Below are 20,083 nucleotides of genomic sequence, written 5' to 3'. Positions count from 1 at the left end.
AACCCGAACCTACCTCGGCCTACTCACCCCGTGCTTAGCACTCCATGGCTCGCAGCGAACGAATAACATAGAATTTAAAATATATTTATATAACAAAAAATTAACATTGATAATTTCAAAAGCTCACAGCAAACTTAGACTAAAGTTATATAAATCAAAGTTTTGTAATAGATTTTTATAAAAAACTGACTTAAGTAATTAACAGTAAATTAATAAAAAGGCTCATTTCGAGCCTTTTTTAACGATACGTTTAATTATATTAATCTAAATTTAACAATAAAAATCTACCATCTTTTCAAGATTCATTGGTTTAATTTTATCTGCCTGACCTGCCGCACCAAATTGCTCATAACGTGCGGCACAAATTTCACCCATCGCATCCATCGCCGGTTTTAGATATTTGCGTGGATCGAATTCAGCCGGATGTTCAGCAAAGAAGCGACGAATGGCCCCCGTAGCCGCTAAACGCAAATCCGTATCAATATTAACCTTACGTACGCCATTACGAATCCCTTCTTGAATTTCTTCAACCGGAACACCATAAGTTTCAGGAATTTGTCCACCAAACTCATTAATCACTGCAAGCCACTCTTGTGGAACAGAGGATGAACCATGCATGACTAAGTGAGTATTAGGAATGCGCTCATGAATCGCCCGAATGCGATCAATTACTAATACATCACCTTTAGGTGGCTTAGAGAACTTATACGCACCATGACTAGTACCGATGGCAATCGCCAGTGCATCCACTCCGGTTTTAGCAACAAAATCAGCCGCTTCATCAGGGTCAGTCAGCATTTGCTCATGACTTAAGATCCCTTCTGCACCAATGCCATCTTCTTCACCCGCTTGCCCTGTCTCCAAGGACCCTAAGCAACCGAGCTCACCCTCAACAGACACACCACAGGCATGGGCCATTTCAACGGTTTTACGTGTAACATCGACATTATAGTCATAGCTTGCCGGTGTTTTGCCATCTTCTTGCAAAGAGCCATCCATCATCACCGATGAAAAGCCCAGCTGAATCGAGCGTAAGCACACTGCCGGTGACGTGCCATGATCTTGATGCATCACCACTGGAATATGCGCATATTCTTCTATCGCCGCTAAGACTAAATGACGCAAAAATTCAGATTTAGCATACTTACGCGCACCCGCGGAGGCTTGAATAATCACCGGACTATTCGTCCGATCGGCAGCTTCCATTACCGCGCGCATCTGCTCAAGGTTATTAACATTAAAAGCTGGCACACCGTAATTATATTCTGCTGCATGATCCAATAATTGACGTAATGAAACTAAAGCCATGATCTTTTCCCCTAAAATTTAAGTTTCAGTTTAAGCAATTTGCCCTACACGTAAAATTTTAATCGCATTCGTGCCACCGTGAATACCCTGATGATCCCCTTTGGTCAAAATAACGATATCACCATCTGCTAATAAACCCTGTTTTTGCAGCTCATTCACTGCAATCTGGTTCACTTCATGCTTTGGCTCAATATACGTTGGATCAAACTCCAATGCTTCAACCCCACGCACCAAAGCTAAGCGCCGACGCGTCTCACCATTACGACTTAAAGCAAAAATTGGCAACCCTGAATGAATCCGCGACATCCATAACGGCGTTGCTCCTGATTCAGTGAGGCAAATAATCGCTTTCACTCCTTTTAGGTGATTCGCCGCATACATCGTTGCCATAGCAACGGCTTCATCAATGCGTAAAAACTCACACTCAACACGGTGACGTGACACTTGAGCCTTGCGCTCACGCTCAGCACCTAAGCAAACTCGGGACATCGCCGCCACAACTTCTTCTGGATAGTCACCGGTTGCCGTTTCTGCTGAGAGCATTACCGCATCAGTGCCATCTAATACCGCATTCGCTACATCAAACACTTCAGCACGTGTTGGCATCGCATTATAAATCATCGACTCCATCATCTGCGTTGCCGTAATCACCACACGGTCTAAGGTGCGCGCCCGTTGAATAATTTTCTTTTGCACGCCGATCAGTTCAGCATCACCAATTTCTACACCTAAATCACCCCGTGCCACCATTACTGCATCTGAGGCGCTAATAATCTCATCAAGGACAGCTTGATCACTCACCGCTTCAGCCCGCTCAATCTTGGCAACCAGCGCTGCACCACAACGTTGTGCATCAAGTAGACGTCGAGCTTCTTGCATATCTTCTGCTGAACGCGGAAAAGATACGGCCACAAAGTCCACACCAATTTTAGCCGCAGTAATAATATCAGCACGATCCTTATCAGTCAGTGCCGCCGCGCTCATGCCGCCGCCTTGGCGATTGATGCCTTTATTATTTGAAAGCTCACCACCGACAACCACTTCGCATAATACCCGGGTTCCTGTGACATCTTTGACTTTAAACACTAACCGGCCATCATCAAGCAATAAAACATCACCGGGACCAACATCATCTGGCAACTCTTTATAATCAATGCCAACCTGGCGGTCATCACCCACATGGCTATCCAAAGCAGCATCCAAGATAAAATCAGCCCCTTTTTCTAAAACCACTTTGCCTGCTTTAAAACGGGCAATACGAATTTTAGGCCCTTGTAAATCACCCAAAATTGCAATATTTAAATCCAGCTTTTTCGCAATACTACGCACCAACTCCGCGCGGTGCATATGGTCTTCTGCTTCACCATGAGAGAAATTTAAACGAACAACATTAGCACCTGCCTTTAAAACACGCTCTAATACCTCAGGCGTTTCTGTTGCCGGCCCCAACGTTGTCACAATTTTTGTGCGTCTAATTTGCTTCATATGTATATCCTAAACTCCACTGCGCGCACGCGTGCTTAACATGTCAACCGCTGGCAAAGCCTTGCCTTCTAAAAACTCTAAAAAGGCGCCCCCTGCGGTCGATATATATGAAATTTTTTCTTCAATCTGATATTTTTCAATGGCAGCAATCGTATCGCCACCCCCTGCCAATGAAAAGGCTGAACTTTCTGCAATCGCAGCAGATAAGGCTTTCGTTCCTTCACCAAAAGCATCAAACTCAAAGACCCCTAAAGGACCATTCCAGACAATGGTCTTGGCATGGGTCAATAATACCGCTAATTGCTCCTGCGCCTTTGGCCCAATATCCAAAATCATTTCATCATCCGCAACATCCGCAACATTTTTAACCTGCGCATGTGCCTGTTCACTAAATTCAGTGGCAACGCGCACATCCTCAGGCAAGGCGACAATGCCTCCCTTCGCTGCCATCATGCTCATAATCGCCTGTGCTTCATCAAGCAACTCAGCCTCATACAATGAGCTACCGACGTTAATGCCCTGAGCAGCTAAAAACGTATTGGCAATACCACCACCAACAATCAACTGATCCACTTTTTCTGCTAATGATTTTAATACCGTCAATTTAGTCGATACTTTTGAGCCACCGACAACAGCCAGCAAGGGACGCTCAGGCGCCATCAAGGCTTTACCTAATGAATGTAATTCACGCATCAATAACGGCCCAGCGCAGGCTTCTTTGGCATAAACCCCCACACCCACTGTTGACGCTTGTGCACGATGCGATGTCGCAAAAGCATCCATCACAAAAATATCACACAAATCAGCCATTTTTTGGGCTAATTGCGGGTCATTTTTCTTCTCACCAAGATTAAAACGGACATTCTCACATAACACAATTTCACCAGACTCAATCGTTATGCCATCAAGCCACTCTTTTTCAAAGCGTACGGTTTGCCCGAGCAATTCTGTCAAGCGCTCAGCGACAGGGGCCAATGAGAACGCTGTATCATATTCACCTTCTGTTGGCCGTCCTAAATGTGACATGACGATGACGGCCGCCCCTTTTGCTAAGGCTTGCTGAATCGTCGGCAACGCCGCCAGTAAGCGCGCATCACTAGTTACCTGACCATTTTTTAGCGGCACATTTAAGTCTTCACGAATCAGGACACGCTTACCATCTAAATTTAATTGCTCCATTTCTAAAATATTCACGACAACACTCCAAGTTTTAGTTAGTTCAAAAAGTAAAAAGCGTGGAAATCCACGCTTTTTCTCAATGTTTCAATTATTTGGCATTCATCAATGCCATCGTGGTATCCAGCATACGATTGGAGAAGCCCCACTCATTATCATACCAAGAAAGCACCTTCACCAAACGACCTGACACTCGTGTTTGTGTCGCATCAAAGGTCGATGAGGCGGGGCAGTGGTTAAAGTCTACTGACACTAAAGGTGCAGTGTTATAGTCTAAAATACCGTTTAACTCACCCTCAGCAGCCGATTTTAAAATCTGATTCACTTCATCCACTGTTGTATCGCGTGATGCAGTAAACGTTAAGTCAACCACAGAAACATTAATCGTCGGCACCCGCATGGCAAATCCATCTAAACGACCCGCAAGTTCAGGCAAAACCAGACCGACCGCTTTCGCTGCCCCCGTGCTGGTTGGGATCATCGATTGTGTCGCAGAACGCGCACGGCGCACATCAGAGTGATAAACATCCGTTAACTTTTGATCATTCGTATACGCATGAATGGTCGTCATCAAGCCTTGCTCTATACCCACTGTTTCATATAAAGGCTTCACTAGTGGTGCCAAGCAATTGGTTGTACAAGAAGCATTAGAAATAATCTGATCAGACGCTTTAAGCGTTTTATCATTCACACCATAAACGATGGTTGCATCAACATCAGTTCCAGGCGCTGAAATAATCACTTTTTTGGCACCGGCAGTGATGTGCATAGCCGCTTTTTCACGCTTGGTGAATAATCCTGTGCACTCATAGACCACATCAATATTCATCGTGTCCCAAGGCAAACTTTCTGGATTACGCTCAGACAAAATCTGAATACTGTCACCATTAACGATCATATGGGTGCCATCAACAGCAACATCAGCATTAAAGCGGCCATGGGCAGTATCGTATTGAGTCAAGTGCGCATTGATACTGGCATCACCTAAATCATTAATCGCAACAATTTGAATCTCATCGCGACGATTGCTTTCATAGAGCGCACGCAATACGTTACGTCCAATACGGCCATAACCGTTAATTGCAACACGAATTGTCATATTATCTTCTCCTTAATTACTTAATCATTACTTTTGCTTTTGAACAACTTTGTTTAATTTTGGTCAACTTAGTCAACGCGCTTTAATAGCCCTGTTGCGGTTGCAACAACATTCGCTTCAGTAAAACCAAAGTGCTCAAATAAAACCTCTGCGGGTGCTGAGTCACCATAAGACTCCATCCCAATGACTTGACCATCCAAACCCACATATTTATACCAACTCTCTGGTGATGCGGCTTCTATAGCAAGACGTGCACGTACATTAGACGGTAGCACCTGTTCTTTATAGGCTGCATCTTGTGCATCAAACACTTCTGTTGACGGCATTGAGACCACCCTCACCGCAACACCTTGAAGATCCAGTGTCTTCGCTGCATTTAAGGCCAGCTGTACCTCAGATCCTGTTGCAATTAAAATCAATTGCGGTGTTTGCGTACAGTCATGAAGAATATACCCCCCTCGCGCAACGTTCGCAACGGTGTGACTATCGCGCTCTAAGAAAGGCAAATCTTGACGAGACAAGACCAATGCCGACGGTGTCGTAGACGATGCAACCGCTGTCGCCCAGGCAACGGTAGTTTCTACCGTATCTGCCGGACGCCAGGTATGAATATTCGGCATCGAGCGCAAGCTAGCAAGATGCTCTATTGGCTGATGGGTTGGGCCATCTTCACCTAGACCAATCGAGTCATGGCTATAGACAAAAATCACCCGCTGCTTCATCAATGCTGCCATTCTTACGGCATTACGGGCATAGTCCATAAACGTTAAGAACGTCCCACCAAACGGAATAAAACCACCATACAGGGCCATACCATTCATAATGGCCGACATGCCAAACTCACGCACCCCATATTGTAAATAATTACCACCAGCATCATCTGGGCGAATCACTTGTGCATTTTTAATCTGGGTACAGTTCGAACCACTTAAATCAGCCGATCCACCCAATAGCTCAGGTAACTCTAAACTGATTTTTTCAAGCACGCTCAATGACGCCTTGCGCGTTGCGACTGTTTTTGCCTCAGCCACTGTCTCATTCACCAGGCGCTCAGCAATCGCCGGCCAATCACTTGGCAGCTGACCTGATAAACGGCGCTCAAGATCAGTCGCAAGTTCAGGAAACGTCTGTTTATACTCATCAAATAATTGCTGCCACACTTGTTCTTGTTCAGTACCTTGTGCTTTAGCGTCAAAGGCCGCATAGACATCCTTAGGAATATCAAAGGCCGCATGTTCCCAGCCAATGGCCTGGCGTGTTTTCTGCACTTCTTCTGCGCCTAGAGCCGCACCATGTGAACTTGCTGAACCCGCTTTATTCGGTGAGCCAAAACCAATCACTGTTTTACAACAAATTAAGCTCGGTCGCTCATCGGCTTGTGCTTGATTAATTGCTGCTTCTATTGCTGCTGGATCATGGCCATCAACGGCTGCAATCACCTGCCAGCCATAGGCCTGAAAGCGCGCAACTGTATCATCAGAGAACCAGTTAACCACTTCCCCATCAATAGAAATGCCATTGTCATCCCAAAACGCAATTAATTTGCCAAGCTTTTGCGTACCTGCAAATGAACAAACCTCATGAGAAATCCCTTCCATTAAACAGCCATCACCCAAAAAAGCATAGGTATAGTGATCAATAATAGAAAAATTTGGGCGATTAAACTGGGCCGCAAGCATTTTTTCAGCCAGCGCCATCCCCACGGCATTAGCAATCCCTTGGCCTAATGGCCCGGTGGTCGTTTCCACACCCGGAGTATGGCCATACTCTGGATGACCGGCCGTTTTTGAATGTAACTGACGGAAATTTTTAATATTTTCAATAGGTAAATCATAGCCAGCTAAGTGCAATAAGGCATAATGCAGCATCGAACCATGACCATTAGATAAAATAAAGCGGTCACGATTCGGCCAAGTAGGGTTTTGTGGATTATGCTTTAAAAAACTATTCCACAACACTTCGGCAATATCAGCCATTCCCATTGGCATTCCAGGGTGCCCTGAATTCGCTTGTTGGACCGCATCCATACTTAAAACGCGAATTGCAGCGGCAAGATAAGAACGTGAGAGCATGCTAAACTCCTGACAACTACGGGGTTGGACAAGAAAAGTCAGGGCTATTCTCCCTTAGCTCTCCGCATTACGCAAGGATTAGTGCAACAATACAAGAGATAACAAGCAAAAATGGCAAATATCAATCCAGCACACCAAGCCTAGCTCATTCGCTCAGTTGACATATCATAAGGATAAGGCTCTAATACAGCTTGCAGCTTCATTGTCAGGCTGTAATAACATGTATTATATAAGTTAAGGCACCCGAACCGTTGTTAAACTATTCAGTCGCTATTTTTGCACTAAGTCACTGGTTTAGCCTAACTTATTTTTGGGGGCCACGAGGATCATGCTCTCCATTTCCTCTGGCATTAAATAGTAAGCGCGCCTAAGCTCAAGCAAACTAAATCAAAGCAATAAGCTAAAAGCCGCCAAATTTAGCATAAACAGGATGAATAATAGGATAATGCCATGAGTCGTCACTATACCTTTACCTCTGAATCTGTGTCTGAAGGGCACCCAGATAAAATTGCCGACCAAATCTCTGATGCCATTTTAGATGCCATTTTACAACAAGATGCTAATGGACGCGTGGCCTGTGAAACGCTTGTTAAAACCGGTATGGTCATCGTCGCCGGTGAGATCTCAACCGATGCGTGGGTTGATGTTGAAAATATCGTCCGCAATGTCGTCACTGACATAGGCTATAATGATTCATCGATGGGCTTTGATGGCAACTCATGCGCGGTCATCAATGCCATTGGCCAACAATCCCCTGAAATTGCCATGGGCGTTGATGAAACAACAGACCATGAGCAAGGCGCGGGCGATCAAGGTCTTATGTTCGGTTATGCCTCGAATGAAACCGATGTTTTAATGCCCGCACCCATCACTTACTCTCACCGCTTAATGCAACGTCAGGCCAAGCTGCGCAAAAGTGGCCGTCTACCGTGGTTACGCCCTGATGCAAAAGCCCAGCTTAGCTTTATTTATGAAGATGGCAAACCTGTTGGTATTGATACTGTCGTACTATCTACGCAACATGCTGCTGATATTTCCAATGCGGACCTACACGAGGCAGTTATTGAAGAAATCATCAAACCGACCTTACCTGAGCATTGGATCAGTCAAAAAACCCGCTATTTCGTTAATCCCACCGGACGTTTTGTTATCGGTGGCCCAATGGGCGATTGTGGCTTAACCGGGCGTAAAATCATTGTGGACACGTATGGTGGTGCTGCTCGCCATGGCGGCGGCGCCTTCTCAGGCAAGGACCCATCCAAAGTAGACCGTTCTGCTGCTTATGCTGCGCGCTATGTCGCTAAAAATATCGTCGCTGCGGGCATTGCCGATCAATGCGAGATTCAAGTCTCTTATGCCATTGGTATTGCAGAACCTACCTCTATTTATATTAATACCTTTGGCACGGGCAAAATCAGTGATGAGAAGATCAGTCAGCTCGTACGCCAACACTTTGACCTACGTCCACGCGGCATCATCCAAATGCTTGACTTACTCGCCCAATCTTACTTGCCCACAGCAAGCTACGGCCACTTTGGCCGCAATGGCGATAGCTTTACCTGGGAGCGCACAGATAAAGCCGAGTTACTGCGCAGCGAGGCCCGGCTATAAAAAAAGTAACGTCAAACTAAGCAAACAACCAGTATCACGAGTCTCACTCTTGATATAAATGACGCGGCCGACCATAACCAACTCGGCCGTTTTTTTAGCTAGTTTTAACTAGAGCTCCTCTTCCCTAGTTTTTTCCTCAAACTCCTTGTACCCTGTCACTGAGCTTTCTAAAAGAACCAATCAAATCGCTAAACATTAAATAACAAAATTAAATTATTTCTTAAGAGTAACGCATCGTGACAACAATCGGCCAAACCAAACAACACATTGATACGCCAGCGCTGGTCATTGATCAGCAAAAGCTACTGGCTAATCTGCACTTTATGCAAAAATTTGCCAACCAACATGGCAAACAATTAAGACCTCATGCCAAAACACATAAATGCTCACACCTCGCAAAGTTACAACAACAAATTGGCGCCATTGGCATTTGTGTCACTAAAATCGCCGAAGCTGAAGTACTCGTTAAGCATGGTATAACCGGCATATTAATTACCTCCCCAGTCGTCACCCCACAGAAAATTCAACGCCTGATGATACTAGCCAAACAAGACAGCAGCATCATGGTCGTTATTGACTATGCTGGCAATGCCGAGGTATTAAATCAAGCGGCTGTACAAGCAGATATCACATTGAAGGTCCTTGTCGATATAGACCCTGGTGTTCAACGCACCGGGACCTCTTATCAACAGGCCCTAATACTTGGTCAACAGCTGCATGAGTTACCAGGCTTGGAGTTACAAGGCATTCAATGCTATGCGGGTAACCTTCAACACGTTCATGACTTTCATGTGCGCCAACAGGCATCTAGTCAGGCGATGCAACGCGCCAGTGAAGTATTCTCACAATTTAAAGCAGCAAATTTGCCTTGCACTATACTCACCGGGACCGGGACCGGGACCTATGATATAGACAGCCAAGTGAGCTTAGTCAGCGAAATGCAACCGGGTTCATATACCGTGATGGACCAAGAATATGCCAACATTCAAGGACAAAATTTACATCGCTTTGATCAATTTGCGCCAGCAATGACCTTACTCACCACAGTGATCAGCGCCAACCATGATCATCATGTCACCGTTGATGCTGGGTTAAAATCACTCTATATCGATCAAACGCCACCGCGCATTATCAGCCACCCCCATCTGCACTATGACTGGGGTGGTTTTGGCGATGAGCATGGCAAAGTCACCTCAGATGGCAACGGCCCCTTGCCTAAAGTCGGTGACGTATTAGAGCTTATTGTGCCGCACTGCGATCCAACGATTAACCTGTTTGACCAGTTTTATATCACTCAAGCTAATCTCATCACTGAAATCTGGCCTATCGACCTCAGAGGCAAATCACAATAACCACCACCATCACAATGATAGAGACTCAAGCTATAGCGGGATGACCAACAATCCTTTATACTTAGGCCAATTTTTATTAACCTTAATAATCTAAATGAATAGCTAACGATATAGCTACGCTACATACTAAAATTATTATAGTAATACCTAATGAGGAAGATGATGACAATTAAGCTTGCTGCAGGCAAAGATGTGCCAAATGATATCAATGTAATCATTGAAATTCCAGCACAAAGCGAACCGGTTAAATACGAAATCGATAAAGACTCTGGTCTACTCTGTGTAGACCGTTTTATGGGTACCTGCATGCATTACCCTGCAAATTATGGCTATATTCCAAATACTCTCTCTGATGATGGCGATCCTGCGGATGTCTTGGTGGTTACGCCAACACCAGTGCGCCACGGTGCAGTAGTACGCTGTCGTCCACTGGGTATGCTGAAAATGACCGATGAGTCGGGTATAGATGCAAAAATCATCGCTGTGCCTGTCGATAAGGTCTCTCAAAATATCTATAAAGATGTAAAATCCATTGATGATTTACCGACCTTATTGCTAGCTCAAATCAAGCACTTCTTTGAACACTATAAAGACCTCGAAGAAGGTAAATGGGTAAAAGTTGAGGGTTGGGCAAGCTTAGAAGAAACACAAGCTGAAATCATCGCCAGTCTAGAACGCGCCCAATAATGAATACCAAGAGCCAGCAATACCAAACTGGCTCCTTGCGCCACTATGCCTGCCCTAAAGAGCATCACCAACATTCTCTCACTGAATTACTGGCGAATGTCTCACACATTTGCCTTGAAAAGGGCTTACGCCTCACTCAAGTACGTAAACAGGTACTCACGCTGATCTGGCAAGCCCAATCACCCATTGGTGCTTACGCATTATTAGAAGCCTTACAACACTATCAAGCCAACGCCAAACCACCAACAATCTATCGAGCGTTAGACTTTCTCCTTGATCATCAATTTATTCATCGCATCAATAGTCTCAATGCTTATATTGCCTGTGCTCACCCTGAACATACACATAGCGCTTATTTTTTTATTTGCAAACACTGCAACAGCAGCTTTGAGATCAGTCACTTTGCACTGGATCAGGCCATAGAGCAAGCCGTACAAAATTTTGGCTGTAAAGTTGAAGATAAAATGATCGAAGTGACCGGGCTTTGCAAGGCCTGTACTTTAAAGCCAGACTCTAAGCCGAGTCGCTGACTAAGCTAGGCGTTTAATCCCAGTTTATAATAAATGGCTATGGCTGATTCTAGATATAACACACACCATTAAAGCATGGGACTAAATAGCTAGCTAAATAGTTTTCTTTCAAAATGCTTTGCCAACCAATGATCCAGTGAAATTTTACCTGAACCATGAAACATCAGCATCATTAATAACAATCCCCAATTAACATGCTGAAGTAACCCTGGCAAGCCTTCTGGTGTATGCAGATAAGGATAAGAAATCACCGCAATAGCGTTGTAGCAGAAAAACACAAAAATCACCACACGGCCACCCAAACCCAAAACCAATAATATAGGTAAAATTAATTCTGCCCCTGTACCCAAGTACGCCGCAAATACAGGAGATAAAAACGGTACTTGATATTCATGAGTAAACAATAAAATCGTACTATCCCAACTTTGAATCTTTGTCAGTGCGGCTTTAAAAAAAATATGCGCAACCCAAAGCCTGACTGTCAAATCACCCACTGGCATGAGAAAGTCAAATGTCTTCAATAAAGGGCGAAAAAGTGTATAAACCTTAGCAAACATAGCATTTATTCCTTTGCTTTAATCACAAACTGCTCAATTCGATGCAATCTCACGCTTGGTAACTATTATTCTTCATCGAAGATGATATACATTCTGTTAATCATTTCCTCAATACTGTTTTGTCACCCACCATTAAGAAGCAACTTAAATATATTCTCTAAAATCAGCACAATCTCCTGCCTTTTATCCCATTGAAACAACCTTAAAAACCAACGATCAGCTTATGTCGTATGCAGCTCATAAGCTGATGTCAATAACAAACACTTGTTGTATTCAAGCGCTGAAATTTATCATTTAACATAGAAATTAACGCCTATTAACTCAATGTCAGCATCAACTCTGCCAAGCAAGCAAATATGAGTTACTTACTAACTTCTACATAATCAAGTAAGTAGCCTCTACGTTATTTAAGATTCACTCCCTGATAAATTCAGTAAAGCATTGTGGTCAGATGATCGCAAGCTTCAGCATGAGCTTTTTGGCACTTTGATCCACTCATGATTAACTTTTTTGTGCTTTTAATTTGGTGACTTTAGCCTTTAACTCATTACACTTCTCTTGCGGCATATATTTCCACTCAGTGGGATCATAATCTCTTGTTGCCTGCCCAGCACAGGAATGCAGCTTGGTGCCACAATCATTTTGTCCTGCCTTTACAACACCATAGCATTTCACTGCTTTTGCTTGTACCACAATCACTCCTGATGCCAATGTTGTAGCGAGGGCAAGCGCAAGGGCAATATTCTTTTTGGACATCCCGAATCTCCTTATTGGGCTTCATTACGAGTATAGAAAGTTTCTTTTCATCATAGACTAAGGCAAATGAATCTAGCTAGAGATTTCAATAAAATTTATTTCAAACTTAAGAGTATAACGCCTTAGCATGAAAAACTCGGCGCCACACTGTCATCATTCCATTATATTTTAAGTGCAGCACATCGATTAGATTAAAGCGGTTATTTCATTGAATGAAAGTGCTGTAGCTCTGCCATAGAAACTGCCGGCAAAAAATACTGAAGCACCCGTCTATAAACACGCTTTTTAAATGAAACAACCTCTTGCAAGGGGTGCCAATAGCTTACCCACTTCCAGCCATCAAACTCAGGCTGCCCTGAATGAGCTAAATCAATACACTCATCTTCCACCAGTAATCGCAGTAAATACCATCGCTGTTTTTGACCTATACATATAGGCTCCACGCCACGCCGAACCATTTGAGGGGGCAATCTATAGCGCAACCAACCACGTGTTGCAGCTAAAATCTTCACATCTTTTACAGTTAAACCGACCTCTTCTTCCAATTCACGGAATAAGGCTTCTTCAACTGTCTCGCCCTCAGCAATCCCGCCCTGAGGGAACTGCCAAGAACTTTGCCCAATGCGTCGCCCCCAAAAAAGTTGACCATGTGCATTGCATAAGACAATGCCTACATTGGCGCGGAAACCTTCTTCATCTATCACGTTTCCACCCCCAACTTCATTGAACTTTCTAAAAGATTCTATTACACCAGCTACTTAGCACAACCGGAAAAATAAACCTTATAATTTGCGCTCTACGCACCCTGTTTTCTTAGAGTGTAGCAATTTTCACTCATAAGCTCCATTGCTTCACCAGAGTCTAGCGGCCTCACCCCCAACATAAAACTTAGGGTAACTATTTAAAAAAACTAATTTTTTTGCATTTTAATCAAGATCAGCATAAAGTGCAGACGTCAAGAGTACTCAAGATTGCAAATAGCCAGGACAACTCCATGCCCCGTGTGCAGGCCACTTTACAACCACAGTTTACCCCTTCTCACACACTATTACCCGGCTATTGCTTGCCGAATATTTACTTAAAAGCAAACAGTAATAATACAGTTAATTTGAAACACTACACAAAAGATCAGCACTTAATACTGTTTTTTATAGAGACGCTGTGCTCAACTCAACTATTAAAAAAACTCCACCAGCTCCATAGTAAATATTCAGCAACCTTGCATGCTCTCAATACTCGTTTGATGGTGTGCCTGTCTACAACCGCAATTAACTGCATCAATGCCCAAAATAATAATCACAGCATTATCATTGATGAACACAATCAGCTTCTTTATGCGCTAAAACAAACAACGACACCTTCGCTTAACACAAAAGAACCTACTCATGGAAATATTATTGTTATTCAAAAGCATAGCCTAATTTATAACTCTTTTTTACTACAAAATACAGGCGATATACATATTGGTAGTAATATTGATATTGAACTGCGCAAACTTATTGAGATATTAAAACTATTTAACTAAAAACTTATCTTTAACTATTAATAGGCCATTAAACTCAACCATTTATAGAATATTTTTACATTAAGCATATAGTAATTAAAGAAAAACCTGATACAATGTCCAGATCTAACTTACTTTTAGATGAAAATCATATTTCCGAATATAAATATTTAGATTTTAAATGGTAATAAAAATGAGTGACGGAATCACATTTAAACAAGCAACAGGAACTCTCGCCAATCGACTCAGCAGCCTTATGCACGAGAAACGAGTCACAACGGCTCAATTATCTGAAAATACCGGAGTTGCTGTTGGTACCATCAATCGTCTTGCTAATGATAAACACAGTAATCCAACGCTGTCTTCTTTGCGACCTATCTGTGATTTTTTTGATTTAACAGTTAGCCAATTAATTGGTGAAGATGATATGCCAGATAGTCCAAAAGACTTCAGTAACCCACGTAGCTGGCCTGAGCTTCCTATCCTTGAGTGGCATAATATTACTATCACTGTTAGTTCAAGCATTGCTGAGCAAGCGGATACTTCAATTAAAGCGGATGTAAACGTTGGCGAACGTGCCTTTATTACCCATATGCCCGACCAATCAATGGCCCCATTATTCCCACATGGCTCAACACTTATTTTTGATCCTGATTGTGATGCCTGTGACCGCCACTATGTTCTGGCTTATCTAAAAGAGCACGATACTATCGTATTTAAGCAGCTAATCATCGATTCACCTTTCCAGTATCTAAAATCTCTCAATCAAACGTCCCCAGAACAAGATAATCAACTCATTAAAATGAGTGCTGATGATACAATCATCGCAACACTTGTTCAATCACAGACTAAATTTTCCCTATAAAAACAAATTCATACTTCAATAATACTAAAAAGGGCGGCCTCCATCGTCCTTTTTTTCTGCTCACACTGTATTGCTTTATCTCTGCACAACTAACGCTGTAATTAAACCTTCACTCACCCAATACTGCACTAAACCGGCAATATATTCAGCAACGTGCTCTTCGGCCATTTTATCACCAAGCCACATACAAACTTCAGCAAAGCACTGACCTTGATTAAACTGCTGCCACACTTCACCACTTAATACTTCCATAGCGACAAAGTGACTTTGTAATTGATAACGCCAAACAAAACATGCTTGTATCACACTCTCTACTGGCTCAACCGTCTCTGGATCTTGCTCAATATGTTGCCATAGCTCAGTCACTCCATGTTCAGTCACTAATTGCTGTACACTTGGGTGAAACTTAATAACCACATCCGCCCAATCCTCCGCAGCAATCAAAGCCAGATCATCAAGCCTCAGCACAGGTACATCAGGTGCATCGATACTTAAATTCAATGCCCATTCAAACTTCGCCATTTCAGCGAGTAGTTCAACCTCACAATAAGGCGAGTGCTCATATAAAAACTCACTTAACTTTTCACTATAATAACGCACTGAAAAATGTGCTGAGGCCGTCGCTCGCACATAAGCTGAAATACACTCAGCCATCACCTCATCGCCAAGTAGTACCCGTAATTTGGGGTAATCATCAATAACAATTTCAATTAAGCGTGCATAGTACGCATTGTGATAAATCATCAAGCGTTCATGGGCGCTTCCCGCGGGCGGCACTAACACTTCTTGTAGAAACTCCCCTTCTCCTGCATAAACCCAACGCTGAAAATTATCCTGCAATTTAGCTAACGGCATCGTAATACTTCCCTTCTACAAGCACTTGATTACCCAACTTTCTCGCCACCATCAATTCTTTTAATAATTCACCTAAAGGAGGAATCTGATCATCACGCTCGATCATTGTTGACACCGGACCGAATTTTTTTACGGCATATTGATATAAACCCCATACCTCTTTGATCACAGGGTGATCATGAGTATCAATAATATAATTATCATAACGACTATGACCGGCTAAATGAAACTGCTGCACTGCCTGTTTAGGCATGGCATCAATATAAACACAAGGATCAAAACCATGGTTAAATGCACTGACATAGATATTATTAATATCCAATAAAATTAAACAATCGGCCTGACGAGCCAACTCTGCCATAAATTCCCACTCACTCATCCTCGATGCACTAAATTCAATATAGCTGGATGGATTTTCAATTAAAATACGCTGACCTAAAAAATCCTGGACTACTTTAACGCGATTAACCACATGCATTAACACCTCTTCCGTATAAGGCAATGGCATCAGGTCATGTAAATTTTTATGCTGAATACCTGTCCAACATAAATGATCAGAGATCCACTTAGCATCAACACGGCAAGCTAAGGCTTTTAACTGTTTTAAATAGTCCAGGTTAAGCGGATCACAACTACCGATAGACAATGAAACGCCATGCATCACAATAGGATATTGCTCACAAATTTTATCTAAAAAATAAAATGGTTTACCTCCCGGCACTAAATAATTTTCAGTGATGATTTCAAACCACTCAACCTCTTTAGGAAAATTCGCTAAAATATCATGATAATGTTCTGTACGTAGCCCCAGGCCATAGCCCAAATAAGATAAAGCGCCTACCGACATACAATATTCCCTCACCCACTCAACTAAATTAGAATATTTCCAACATTTAAAATATTAGAAATTTTTTATATGATATGATTAGTTAATCTTAAAAGGGGCAACATGCCCCTGAAAATTATTATAATTAACGACGATAGGCTTTATTATCATCAAGTGAAGCCAAATTTTCTGAAGCATCCACTGCCGCTAAAGAGCTATTTGAGGCCCCAGCACTAAGTACAACGCCACCTTTCTTTTTACAAAGGTCAGCACTTTTAGCAAATACCCAGCCTGTGCCTTTACATTTATTTTGCCCTTTACATGCGCTTTTCGCCGTCGCACACTCAGAGGTTCCCTTACAACTATTAATGCCTGAGCATTTCACAGGCCCTGACTGACTCGCCGGTTTCGTTCCTGGCCCTACGCAACCTGCTAACATTAAAGCCGCTGCAGCACCAGCAATAATTACACCTGTTTTTAATTTCTTAGTTTTGCTATTACTCATATCCATTGATCCCTTTTAAAAATCCATAAACAAGAACCTGTCTGTCCAGGTTACTTTAAATATAACATCAATGAATTTAATCGCGATAACCTACTAGATTTTTTTAGAACATCACTATCATTATATCAAGAGTAGTTATCACTAAATACACGTTACTTCAGCTATAGATTCTAGTTTTAATTTAGTGTGATATACAAGGCTTTTTATAACAAAAATAAAATAATCACTGTATTCAGGAGTGAAATTAATTTTGTATGATCTAATGGCTATTCATTTCAACAAAAAAATTATTAACACAAATCATTATAGATAAAACAATATAAAAAATAAAAAAGCAGCTCAATGAATGCTGCCTTAAAGTTATAAAAATAACTGAAAAATTTACTAAAATTTATGATGTTTTCTTTTTAGAAATCTTTTCTTCCCGGCCTTTAACTTGATAAAATGGATTTTTAGCAGCAAAAGTACTAACCATCGTCACTGAGTCTAACATGGCTTTTGATGAGCGTTGCGTCAACTCTGAAATTGAACTTAAATTCAGGTCAACCCACTCTTCTACTGTTTTTACAGAAGATGAGCGCACTGAACTTACACGCGTCCATTCTGCCCAGTCAGCCATCATCGCCTGTTGCAATGAAAAGACTTCTTTTGTCGCTTCTGCCAACCAATTTTGTGCTTCTTTGCTCTCTGCGAGCGTTTTTTCAAATACATCTGTAAACATTAATTAACCCTCCTAGTCTCGATATTCAACCGCTCCATTCTATGATGCATTACACAAGAGTCAACACTCAAAAAATTATTTTGTTATTTAGCCAACTTAAAATGTTAAACTCTAGTACTGATTATTATGATCAATGTTCGCTATTTTCCTATAAATATTAAAATTAAATATATAATCTAATCAGTAAAATTTAATTTTTTCACCTAATATAAATTATAAATCATGATTTAAATATTATTAAATTAGTAAAACTCTTTCAATTAACTCATCTTTACATCATAGTAACTATATTAAACTGCCATAATTGCACAACTCATTCAATCAAATTTTTCAAATCAGATACCGCATTACTGAGTAATTTTACTTCATTTTTTGTACTTTCAAATAATTCAGTTGCTTTACGTACAGACAACAGTGTTGAAGAAACCTGTTCTTCAATTTTTTTTGTCATGTTATTTTGCTCATCTGTTGTTGTCGCCACATGTGAATTCATATTTTTAATATTATTCATAGCGACAACAAGCTCTGAAATCGAGTCACTCGTTAGCAATGACTGATCAACAGCTGAATATGCGCCTTCTGCACTTTGCCTCATAGAGTTTACGACATTACTGACATTCTCTCTGAGCTCTTCTATCATTTTGAATATTTCAACAGTAGATTCATCTGTTCGATACGCCAGTGCTCTCACTTCATCTGCGACAACAGCAAAACCACGCCCCTGCTCCCCTGCTCGAGCCGCTTCAATTGCAGCATTTAGCGCCAATAAATTCGTCTGTTCAGCAATCGTTCTAACAGAATCAACAACTTGCTCAATCTCATTGCTTTTTTCTTCCAATTCCTCAATTAAGCGCACAGAGGTCGCCACATCTATTGACAGCTCCTCCACGATGAATATCGTATTTTCAACAACTTGATTGCCATGATCTGCTTGATGAGCGGCGATGCTTGTTGTGTTCGAAGTATTCTTCGTTGATGCGACTATTTTAGCTGACTTTACTGCAATAGAACTAATTGCCGCTGAGACAACCTCTAAATACTCTTCTTGTTTTTTTGCCTCAGAATTACTATCCAGGGCACTTTGTGTCGTTCTCTCTCCTATCGCATTAATTTCATGAATTGCTAATTTAAGCCGCTCACGTAATGTTCTAATTTTACAATCGGAAAAAATATTCGCCAACTCAATCGCACCTCGATCGCCAACAGATCCAGTATAGATATACTGCATAAGAGGATTATTGACGATCTGCTTGGCTTCTTTTACCGATTTATTATAATCCTTCATTAAGAGGTTAATGACAATATTAATAAAAATAACAAGTATGGGGACAGCGATCACTCCACCGCTGACAGTTAACATATTGAAAAAATAAAACACTGCAAAAAGTGCCAAAATAACAGCTGCTATCAACCCCTGAAGCTTAGCAGTCAAACTAATCATATTAAAACGATTAAAAGGCATTTTCCCATTATTAAGTAACCTGTATGCCTGTTTAGCTCGCTGCAAACTTTTTTCAGTCGGTTTAACACGATTGGATTCATAACCAATAATTTCACCATCCCTTTTTAAAGGCGTGATAAAAGCACTTACCCAATAATAATCGCCCCCTTTACAACGATTTTTAACCAACCCCATCCATGAAGAACCCTCTTTAATATTACTCCATAAATCTGCAAACACCGCTTGTGGCATATCAGGATGACGAACAGTATTATGAGGCTGCCCCACCAATTCGCTTTCGGAAAATTGAGCAACCTTGCAAAATGCATCATTTGCAGAAACAATCACCCCTCTCGGCGTTGTTCTACTAATTAATGGCAGGTCCTCTGAAAAAGTAACCTCGCTATCTGTCACGGGTAGATTCTTACGCATAACAGCAACTTCCCCACTCAAGTCGACTAGAATAGATATACAAAACACCCAGGCTTATCGCTTCCTAAGCACTTTGTACATCTAGTTATCAGAGTATAGAAGACCTTTTAAAAATCGATCGATTTTTAGCGAAATCAGCTTAAATTACACACAACCAGCAGCTAACTTTCATTATTTAATTTTTTTTAATCAAAAAAATAAGCTCACTCGGCTAATTCATCTAAATAACTCACCTTACGCACAGGTCATAAACATTTTAATCGCCTAAGCTCTTCAAAAGCTATTTGATTTGACCGCACAA

The 20,083-nt window shown here is 41.8% G+C and carries 19 protein-coding genes; 6 read left to right on the top strand and 13 right to left on the bottom strand.

Annotation, left to right across the window (positions count from 1 at the left end; all coding sequences use genetic code 11):
• Window positions 1-270 precede the first annotated feature (270 nt).
• The 5 genes from fba to tkt form a co-directional block, all read right to left on the bottom strand.
• Window positions 271-1,308: a class II fructose-bisphosphate aldolase gene (gene fba, locus C200_RS03375; RefSeq protein ID WP_016210162.1), complete on the bottom strand. Its 1,038-nt coding sequence runs from the start codon at window positions 1,306-1,308 to the stop codon at window positions 271-273.
• Window positions 1,309-1,338: 30 nt separating this feature from the next.
• Window positions 1,339-2,793, bottom strand: coding sequence for a pyruvate kinase (gene pyk, locus C200_RS03370; protein WP_032126295.1), 1,455 nt, complete (start codon window positions 2,791-2,793; stop codon window positions 1,339-1,341).
• A gap of 9 nt (window positions 2,794-2,802) precedes the next feature.
• Window positions 2,803-3,987 carry a phosphoglycerate kinase gene (locus C200_RS03365; RefSeq protein WP_016210181.1) on the bottom strand — a complete coding sequence of 395 codons (1,185 nt, stop codon included), beginning with the start codon at window positions 3,985-3,987 and terminating at the stop codon, window positions 2,803-2,805.
• 73 nt (window positions 3,988-4,060) lie between these two features.
• Window positions 4,061-5,068, bottom strand: coding sequence for a type I glyceraldehyde-3-phosphate dehydrogenase (gene gap, locus C200_RS03360; protein ID WP_016210176.1), 1,008 nt, complete (start codon window positions 5,066-5,068; stop codon window positions 4,061-4,063).
• 68 nt (window positions 5,069-5,136) lie between these two features.
• Window positions 5,137-7,140 carry a transketolase gene (gene tkt, locus C200_RS03355; RefSeq protein WP_016210183.1) on the bottom strand — a complete coding sequence of 668 codons (2,004 nt, stop codon included), beginning with the start codon at window positions 7,138-7,140 and terminating at the stop codon, window positions 5,137-5,139.
• A gap of 450 nt (window positions 7,141-7,590) precedes the next feature.
• On the opposite strand from tkt, the gene metK reads away from it, so the two are divergent.
• From metK to C200_RS03335, 4 genes are all read left to right on the top strand, one after another.
• Entirely contained in the window at window positions 7,591-8,751 is a 1,161-nt protein-coding gene (metK, locus tag C200_RS03350; protein ID WP_016210174.1) for a methionine adenosyltransferase, read from the top strand.
• A 236-nt stretch (window positions 8,752-8,987) separates the two neighbouring features.
• Window positions 8,988-10,103, top strand: a complete 1,116-nt coding sequence (locus C200_RS03345; RefSeq protein WP_016210170.1) for a DSD1 family PLP-dependent enzyme — start codon at window positions 8,988-8,990, stop codon at window positions 10,101-10,103.
• Between the two features lie 162 nt (window positions 10,104-10,265).
• Window positions 10,266-10,790, top strand: coding sequence for an inorganic diphosphatase (gene ppa, locus C200_RS03340; protein ID WP_016210172.1), 525 nt, complete (start codon window positions 10,266-10,268; stop codon window positions 10,788-10,790).
• Window positions 10,790-11,320, top strand: a complete 531-nt coding sequence (locus C200_RS03335) for a transcriptional repressor (protein ID WP_016210163.1) — start codon at window positions 10,790-10,792, stop codon at window positions 11,318-11,320. Before ppa ends, C200_RS03335 begins: the two co-directional genes overlap by 1 nt.
• 89 nt (window positions 11,321-11,409) lie before the next feature.
• On the opposite strand, the gene C200_RS03330 is transcribed toward C200_RS03335, so the two are convergent.
• From C200_RS03330 to rppH, 3 genes are all read right to left on the bottom strand, one after another.
• Entirely contained in the window at window positions 11,410-11,877 is a 468-nt protein-coding gene (locus C200_RS03330) for a DoxX family protein (RefSeq protein ID WP_016210178.1), read from the bottom strand.
• A gap of 501 nt (window positions 11,878-12,378) precedes the next feature.
• The gene (locus C200_RS03325; protein ID WP_016210161.1) at window positions 12,379-12,633 is read right to left on the bottom strand and encodes a BufA1 family periplasmic bufferin-type metallophore; all 255 of its coding nucleotides are present in this window, start codon (window positions 12,631-12,633) and stop codon (window positions 12,379-12,381) included.
• A gap of 200 nt (window positions 12,634-12,833) precedes the next feature.
• Window positions 12,834-13,337 (bottom strand): RNA pyrophosphohydrolase, encoded by a 504-nt coding sequence (rppH, locus tag C200_RS03320; RefSeq protein WP_016210179.1) that lies wholly within the window; start codon window positions 13,335-13,337, stop codon window positions 12,834-12,836.
• Window positions 13,338-13,627: 290 nt separating this feature from the next.
• Between rppH and C200_RS03315 the strand changes: the two genes are divergently transcribed.
• A complete protein-coding gene (locus C200_RS03315) occupies window positions 13,628-14,158 on the top strand; it encodes a hypothetical protein (protein ID WP_129556592.1) in 531 nt (176 codons plus the stop codon).
• 172 nt (window positions 14,159-14,330) lie between these two features.
• On the top strand, window positions 14,331-15,002 hold the full coding sequence (locus C200_RS03310; RefSeq protein WP_017377267.1) for a helix-turn-helix domain-containing protein: 672 nt from the start codon (window positions 14,331-14,333) through the stop codon (window positions 15,000-15,002).
• A gap of 75 nt (window positions 15,003-15,077) precedes the next feature.
• Here the strand turns inward: C200_RS03310 and C200_RS03305 are convergent, their stop codons facing one another.
• The 5 genes from C200_RS03305 to C200_RS03285 form a co-directional block, all read right to left on the bottom strand.
• Entirely contained in the window at window positions 15,078-15,857 is a 780-nt protein-coding gene (locus C200_RS03305) for an HvfC/BufC N-terminal domain-containing protein (protein ID WP_016210164.1), read from the bottom strand.
• Complete coding sequence (gene bufB, locus C200_RS03300; RefSeq protein ID WP_032126297.1) at window positions 15,844-16,704, bottom strand: MNIO family bufferin maturase; 861 nt, start codon at window positions 16,702-16,704, stop codon at window positions 15,844-15,846. The genes C200_RS03305 and bufB overlap by 14 nt, the downstream gene beginning before the upstream one ends.
• A 124-nt stretch (window positions 16,705-16,828) precedes the next feature.
• Window positions 16,829-17,188, bottom strand: a complete 360-nt coding sequence (gene bufA2, locus C200_RS03295) for a BufA2 family periplasmic bufferin-type metallophore (RefSeq protein WP_230383317.1) — start codon at window positions 17,186-17,188, stop codon at window positions 16,829-16,831.
• A gap of 391 nt (window positions 17,189-17,579) precedes the next feature.
• Window positions 17,580-17,909: a hypothetical protein gene (locus tag C200_RS03290; protein WP_016210175.1), complete on the bottom strand. Its 330-nt coding sequence runs from the start codon at window positions 17,907-17,909 to the stop codon at window positions 17,580-17,582.
• 313 nt (window positions 17,910-18,222) lie between these two features.
• The gene (locus C200_RS03285; protein ID WP_016210171.1) at window positions 18,223-19,782 is read right to left on the bottom strand and encodes a methyl-accepting chemotaxis protein; all 1,560 of its coding nucleotides are present in this window, start codon (window positions 19,780-19,782) and stop codon (window positions 18,223-18,225) included.
• Window positions 19,783-20,083 lie beyond the last annotated feature (301 nt).

The organism is Piscirickettsia salmonis LF-89 = ATCC VR-1361, from assembly GCF_000297215.2.
GTDB classification, from domain to species: Bacteria; Pseudomonadota; Gammaproteobacteria; order Piscirickettsiales; family Piscirickettsiaceae; genus Piscirickettsia; species Piscirickettsia salmonis.
Note: the sequence above shows the minus strand (reverse complement) of the source record. Positions and strands in the feature narration are given on the sequence as shown.

Excerpts from the sequence above, each read along its gene's own strand:
- fba (WP_016210162.1), bottom strand. The coding sequence starts at position 1,308 with ATGGCTTTAGTTTCATTACGTCAATTATTGGATCATGCAGCAGAATAT.
- pyk (WP_032126295.1), bottom strand. The coding sequence starts at position 2,793 with ATGAAGCAAATTAGACGCACAAAAATTGTGACAACGTTGGGGCCGGCA.
- gap (WP_016210176.1), bottom strand. The coding sequence starts at position 5,068 with ATGACAATTCGTGTTGCAATTAACGGTTATGGCCGTATTGGACGTAAC.
- tkt (WP_016210183.1), bottom strand. The coding sequence starts at position 7,140 with ATGCTCTCACGTTCTTATCTTGCCGCTGCAATTCGCGTTTTAAGTATG.
- metK (WP_016210174.1), top strand. The coding sequence starts at position 7,591 with ATGAGTCGTCACTATACCTTTACCTCTGAATCTGTGTCTGAAGGGCAC.
- ppa (WP_016210172.1), top strand. The coding sequence starts at position 10,266 with ATGACAATTAAGCTTGCTGCAGGCAAAGATGTGCCAAATGATATCAAT.
- C200_RS03335 (WP_016210163.1), top strand. The coding sequence starts at position 10,790 with ATGAATACCAAGAGCCAGCAATACCAAACTGGCTCCTTGCGCCACTAT.
- C200_RS03330 (WP_016210178.1), bottom strand. The coding sequence starts at position 11,877 with ATGTTTGCTAAGGTTTATACACTTTTTCGCCCTTTATTGAAGACATTT.
- C200_RS03325 (WP_016210161.1), bottom strand. The coding sequence starts at position 12,633 with ATGTCCAAAAAGAATATTGCCCTTGCGCTTGCCCTCGCTACAACATTG.
- C200_RS03315 (WP_129556592.1), top strand. The coding sequence starts at position 13,628 with ATGCCCCGTGTGCAGGCCACTTTACAACCACAGTTTACCCCTTCTCAC.
- C200_RS03310 (WP_017377267.1), top strand. The coding sequence starts at position 14,331 with ATGAGTGACGGAATCACATTTAAACAAGCAACAGGAACTCTCGCCAAT.
- C200_RS03305 (WP_016210164.1), bottom strand. The coding sequence starts at position 15,857 with ATGCCGTTAGCTAAATTGCAGGATAATTTTCAGCGTTGGGTTTATGCA.
- bufB (WP_032126297.1), bottom strand. The coding sequence starts at position 16,704 with ATGTCGGTAGGCGCTTTATCTTATTTGGGCTATGGCCTGGGGCTACGT.
- bufA2 (WP_230383317.1), bottom strand. The coding sequence starts at position 17,188 with ATGAGTAATAGCAAAACTAAGAAATTAAAAACAGGTGTAATTATTGCT.
- C200_RS03290 (WP_016210175.1), bottom strand. The coding sequence starts at position 17,909 with ATGTTTACAGATGTATTTGAAAAAACGCTCGCAGAGAGCAAAGAAGCA.
- C200_RS03285 (WP_016210171.1), bottom strand. The coding sequence starts at position 19,782 with ATGCGTAAGAATCTACCCGTGACAGATAGCGAGGTTACTTTTTCAGAG.